The sequence below is a fragment of the Janthinobacterium aquaticum genome (assembly GCF_009208565.1).
In the GTDB taxonomy this organism is placed as follows: domain Bacteria; phylum Pseudomonadota; class Gammaproteobacteria; order Burkholderiales; family Burkholderiaceae_D; genus Janthinobacterium.
In genome coordinates, this window is record NZ_WFLK01000029.1 from 1 (window position 1) to 4,584 (window position 4,584).

At 63.1% G+C, this 4,584-nt stretch carries 7 protein-coding genes; 4 read left to right on the top strand and 3 right to left on the bottom strand.

Features of this window, described 5'->3' with window-relative positions; translation table 11 throughout:
* From fliO to fliR, 4 genes are all read left to right on the top strand, one after another.
* The coding region (gene fliO / locus GCM43_RS25395) for a flagellar biosynthetic protein FliO (RefSeq protein ID WP_226929667.1) at window positions 1-463 on the top strand (463 nt) is incomplete at its 5' end.
* Window positions 453-1,229, top strand: a complete 777-nt coding sequence (gene fliP / locus GCM43_RS25400) for a flagellar type III secretion system pore protein FliP (RefSeq protein WP_152248661.1) — start codon at window positions 453-455, stop codon at window positions 1,227-1,229. The genes fliO and fliP, both read left to right, overlap by 11 nt.
* 8 nt (window positions 1,230-1,237) lie before the next feature.
* The gene (fliQ, locus tag GCM43_RS25405; protein WP_152248662.1) at window positions 1,238-1,507 is read left to right on the top strand and encodes a flagellar biosynthesis protein FliQ; all 270 of its coding nucleotides are present in this window, start codon (window positions 1,238-1,240) and stop codon (window positions 1,505-1,507) included.
* Window positions 1,508-1,528: 21 nt separating this feature from the next.
* Window positions 1,529-2,374, top strand: a complete 846-nt coding sequence (gene fliR / locus GCM43_RS25410) for a flagellar biosynthetic protein FliR (RefSeq protein ID WP_152248663.1) — start codon at window positions 1,529-1,531, stop codon at window positions 2,372-2,374.
* A 6-nt stretch (window positions 2,375-2,380) separates the two neighbouring features.
* Here the strand turns inward: fliR and GCM43_RS25415 are convergent, their stop codons facing one another.
* The 3 genes from GCM43_RS25415 to GCM43_RS25425 form a co-directional block, all read right to left on the bottom strand.
* On the bottom strand, window positions 2,381-3,640 hold the full coding sequence (locus GCM43_RS25415; RefSeq protein WP_152248664.1) for an MFS transporter: 1,260 nt from the start codon (window positions 3,638-3,640) through the stop codon (window positions 2,381-2,383).
* 59 nt (window positions 3,641-3,699) lie between these two features.
* Window positions 3,700-4,143 (bottom strand): MarR family winged helix-turn-helix transcriptional regulator, encoded by a 444-nt coding sequence (locus GCM43_RS25420; RefSeq protein ID WP_152248665.1) that lies wholly within the window; start codon window positions 4,141-4,143, stop codon window positions 3,700-3,702.
* Between the two features lie 121 nt (window positions 4,144-4,264).
* On the bottom strand, window positions 4,265-4,584 hold a 320-nt coding region (locus GCM43_RS25425; protein WP_152244683.1), incomplete at its 5' end, for a transposase.

A 4,584-nucleotide genomic window follows, 5' to 3' on the forward strand; every position in this document is an offset into this window, starting at 1 on the left:
GGCCGACCCCGCGCTGGCCGATCCTGCGCCGGCTGCCGTGACTGCGGCCGCGCCAGCGCCAGCCGCCCTGCCCACCATGCCGCCCGGCGCGCCGATGACGATGGCGCCCACCGCCTCGACCGGCAGCCTGCTGCAGACCATTGCCGCGCTGGTATTCGTGCTGGCCCTGCTGATGGCGCTGGCCTGGGCCATGAAGCGCTATGGCCCGAAAGCCATGGGCAACAGCAACAAAATGCGCGTGATCAGTTCGCTCAACCTGGGCGGGCGCGAGCGTATCGTGCTGATCGAAGTGGCCGATCAGTGGATCGTGGTGGGCGCCTCACCGGGACGCATCAATGCGCTGGCCACCGTGCCGCGCCAGGACGCTGACCTGGCGCCGCTGCCAGCGTCGCAAAATGGTCCGGCTGGCGCCAACTTCTCGGAATGGCTGAAACAGACCATTGAAAAACGCAATGGAAAATAAGCAGCCGATGCTGTCACCAAGAACCGCAACGACCGTGAAATGGCTGCTGGCCGGCACTGCGCTGGCGCTGCCGCTGTGGGCGCTGGCGCAGCCGGGCATACCGGCTTTCAACAGCACGCCGACACCGGGCGGCGGCCAGAGCTATTCGCTGCCGCTGCAGACGCTGATCCTGATGACGTCGCTGACGTTCCTGCCGGCGGCGCTGCTGATGATGACCTGCTTTACCCGCATTATCATCGTGCTCTCCTTGCTGCGCCAGGCGCTCGGTACGCAGTCGGCGCCGCCCAACCAGGTAATGATCGGGCTGGCGCTGTTTCTGACGCTGTTCGTGATGGGCCCGGTATTCGACAAAATCTATACCGACGCCTACCTGCCCTACCAGGACAACAAGCTGACCATGCAGGCCGCGCTCGACAAGGGTGTCGAGCCGTTGAAGACCTTTATGCTCAAGCAGACGCGCCAGGCTGACCTGGCGCTGTTTGCCAAGATGTCGCGCACGCCGGCGTTGCAGGGGCCGGAAGACGTGCCGCTGCGCATTTTGGTGCCGGCCTTTGTCACCAGTGAGCTGAAAACGGCGTTCCAGATCGGCTTTGCCATCTTTATCCCGTTCCTGATCATCGACATGGTGGTGGCCAGCGTGCTGATGTCGATGGGCATGATGATGATGTCGCCGGCCACCATTTCGCTGCCCTTCAAGCTGATGCTGTTCGTGCTGGTCGATGGCTGGCAGCTGCTGCTCGGCTCGCTGTCGCAAAGTTTTTACTAGGGACGCAGATGACACCCGAAAGCGTCATGACAATCGGCCGCCAGGCCATGGAAATCACCCTGATGGTGGCAGCTCCCATGCTGCTGGTGGCGCTGATCATCGGCCTGATCGTCAGCATCTTCCAGGCCGCCACCCAGATCAATGAAGCAACCCTGTCCTTCATTCCCAAGCTGGTCGGCATCTTTATCGCCATCGTGGTGGCCGGCCCGTGGATGCTGTCCATCATGCTCGACTATATGCGCCAGGTGTTTACCGGCATACCCAACCTGGTCAACTAGCACCGTGGCGGAGCGCATCGCATGCTGACATTGACCAGCATCGAACTCAATGCCTGGATCGCAGCGCTGCTGTGGCCGTTGAGCCGCATTCTCGGCCTGATCGCCGCCTCGCCGCTGCTGGGCAATGCGGCCGTGCCGGCCAGCGTCAAGGTGTCGCTGGGCATCATGCTGGCGATGATTATCGCGCCCACCGTGCCGGCCCTGCCGGCCACCGATCCGATGTCGCTGCCGGGCCTGTTGATACTGACCCAGGAAATGCTGGTGGGACTGGCGATGGGCTTTACCATCCGCATCGTGTTTGCCGCCATCGAGATGGTCGGCGAGATCAGCAGCCTGACCATGGGCCTGGGCTTTGCCTCGTTTTTCGATCCGCAAACGCGCGGTCGCTCGTCGGCCATCAGCCAGTTCCTGGTGATGGTGTCGACCCTGCTGTTTTTGTCCGTCAACGCGCACCTGGTGCTGCTGGCGGCGCTCGCCGAAAGCTTTGTCAGCCTGCCTATTTCCGCCCAGCCCATCCATAGCGGCGGCTTCCAGCAGCTGGCGGCCTGGGGCGCCGAGATTTTTCGCTCGGGGGTGCAGATTGCGCTGCCCATCGTGGCCGCGCTGCTGCTGACCAACGTGGCGCTGGGCATCCTGACGCGCGCCGCGCCACAGCTCAATATTTTCGGTATCGGCTTTCCCGTCACGCTCGGCGTGGGCCTGCTGGTGCTGGCGATGGTGCTGCCCTACCTGGGCACGCCGCTGCAGAACCTGTTCCTGCGCGGCATCGAGACGGTGCGCCTGCTGCCGCGCAGCTTTGTCGAACGTGACCGGCCGGCGCCGCCCAATCCGCTCAAGCCGGCGCCGCCGTCACCACCGGCACGCTAGCGCTGCTTAATGCTGGCCGCCGCTCAGCGCAAAGCGCCAGCGCTGCGTATCGAACTGCAACCGCAGCCCATGATGTTTGACCAGATAGCGCACGCCGACCAGCGCCGCCGCGATGCCTGACAGCGCGCCGATGCCCAGCGCCCAGCGCGGCCCGAAGGTGTCTGCCACCCAGCCTACCACCGGTGCGCCCAGCGGCGTGCCGCCGGCCGAAATGGCCAGCACGATGGCCATCACGCGACCGCGCATGGCCGGCGCCGTCGACAGCTGCACGCTGCTGTTGACGCTGGTGGTAAAGGTCTGCGCCGCCACGCCAATTACCACCAGCATGATGCCGAACAGCCAGTAGTTGGGCATCACCGCCGCCAGCGCGCAGCCAAAGCCGAACAGCGCGGCGGCGCCCAGCAGCAGCGCCAGGCGCGGCTGATCGCGCCCTGCCGCCATCAATGCGCCAGCCACCGAACCGCAGGCCATGATCGAACTGAGAATGCCGTACTGCCCTGCCCCCGCATGAAAGGCGGTCACCGACATGGTCGACAAGAAGATCGGGAAATTGAGGCCAAAGGTGCCGATCAGGAACAGCATCACCAGAATCGACACCAGATCGGGCCGCTGGCGCACATAGCGAAAACCTTCAAGCAGGCTGGCGCGCGACGCCTTCAGGCGCGGCGCGGCGCGCAGTAATCCGACGCGCAGCATCAGCAAGGACGCGATCACGGCGGCAAACGACAGCGCGTTGATCATGAACACCCAGCCGGTGCCGACGCTGCTGATCAGGATGCCGGCCACGGCCGGGCCCAGCATGCGCGCGGCGTTGAACGAGGTGGAATTCAAGGCTACCGCATTGGTCAGGTCTTTTTCACTGACAATTTCCGACACAAAGGTCTGGCGCACGGGCGAATCGAAGGCGGTCACGCAGCCAAGCAGCAGGGCGAAGATATACACATGCCACAGTTGCACCAGTCCGCTGATGCACAGCAACCCCAGCGCTAGCGCCAGCAGGCCCATGGCGGCCTGGGTAAATAAAAGCAGTTTGCGGCGGTCCAGCAAGTCGGCCGCCATGCCGGTCAGCGGCAGCAGCAATAATTGCGGCCCGAACTGCAGGGCCATGACGATGCCCACGGCGCGGGCGTTGTGATGGGTCAGCTCACTGAGCACCAGCCAGTCCTGCGCGGTGCGCTGCATCCAGGTGCCAACGTTGGACACCAGGGCGCCGGCGGCCCAGATACGGTAATTCGGATTGGAAAGAGATCGAAAAGTATTGTGCACTGTAGTCACTGTGATAAGGGGCCTCCTAGCCTGGGTTGATCTTTCGGGATTGGGACATCTCAGTCTGCCAGCCGTCGCAACAGCAGCATGGCTTGCTGCAACTGCAGCACTTCGTCCGGCTTGAGCCGGCTTTCAATGGTGCGCGCCAGCCAGTCTTCACGCGCGGCGCGGCTTTGCGTCATCCAGGCACGGCAGCTGTCGGTCAGCGACACGATGGTCTGGCGCTTGTCCAGCGGATCAGGGCTGCCGGCGACCATCTGCGCTTCCAGCAGCGACTGCACGGTAGCCGCCATCGATTGCGGCCGCATGCTTTCGGCGCGCGCCAGACTGCTGACGGTGGATGGTCCATCGCGTTCGAGCCGGTTCAGCACGCACGACTGCGACATGGTGATATCGCCCTGCTGCGTGCCTTCGCGCATGCGCCGACGCAGCTTGCCGGTCAGGATGCGCAGATCGCCGGCCAGGTGCAGGGCCTGGTCGTGCTGGTGAGTCGCTTCGGTCATTATTGGAAAGAAAGGTGGGAACAGGCTCAAGTATAGCAGATATGCAGCTTAACTGCACAGTTAGCCTGTTATTTTGCTGCGACGCACAAAACGTAGGTCGGCGTAGATACTGTTATCCCCGTCAAGCGGCGTGCAAGGTTGGATCAAATATTTTTCCTGACCTGAGCACGCCGAATGCCACGTGTACCAGTTTGCGCATCATGGCACCGATGATCAATTTCGGCGCCTTACCAGCAGCGCTAAGTCGTTGACCGAACTGCTTTCCCCAGGCGGTCCTGTGGACGGTCACCATGGCCGGCATGTAAAGAGCCTTGCGCAGGAAACTATGGCCGATCTTTGACATGCGTGGCTTACCCCGTACGCTTGATCCCGACTCATGCTGACGCGGATCGAGACCGGCAAATGCTACAGCTTGCTTGGCATTGTCGAAGCGTTCCGTGT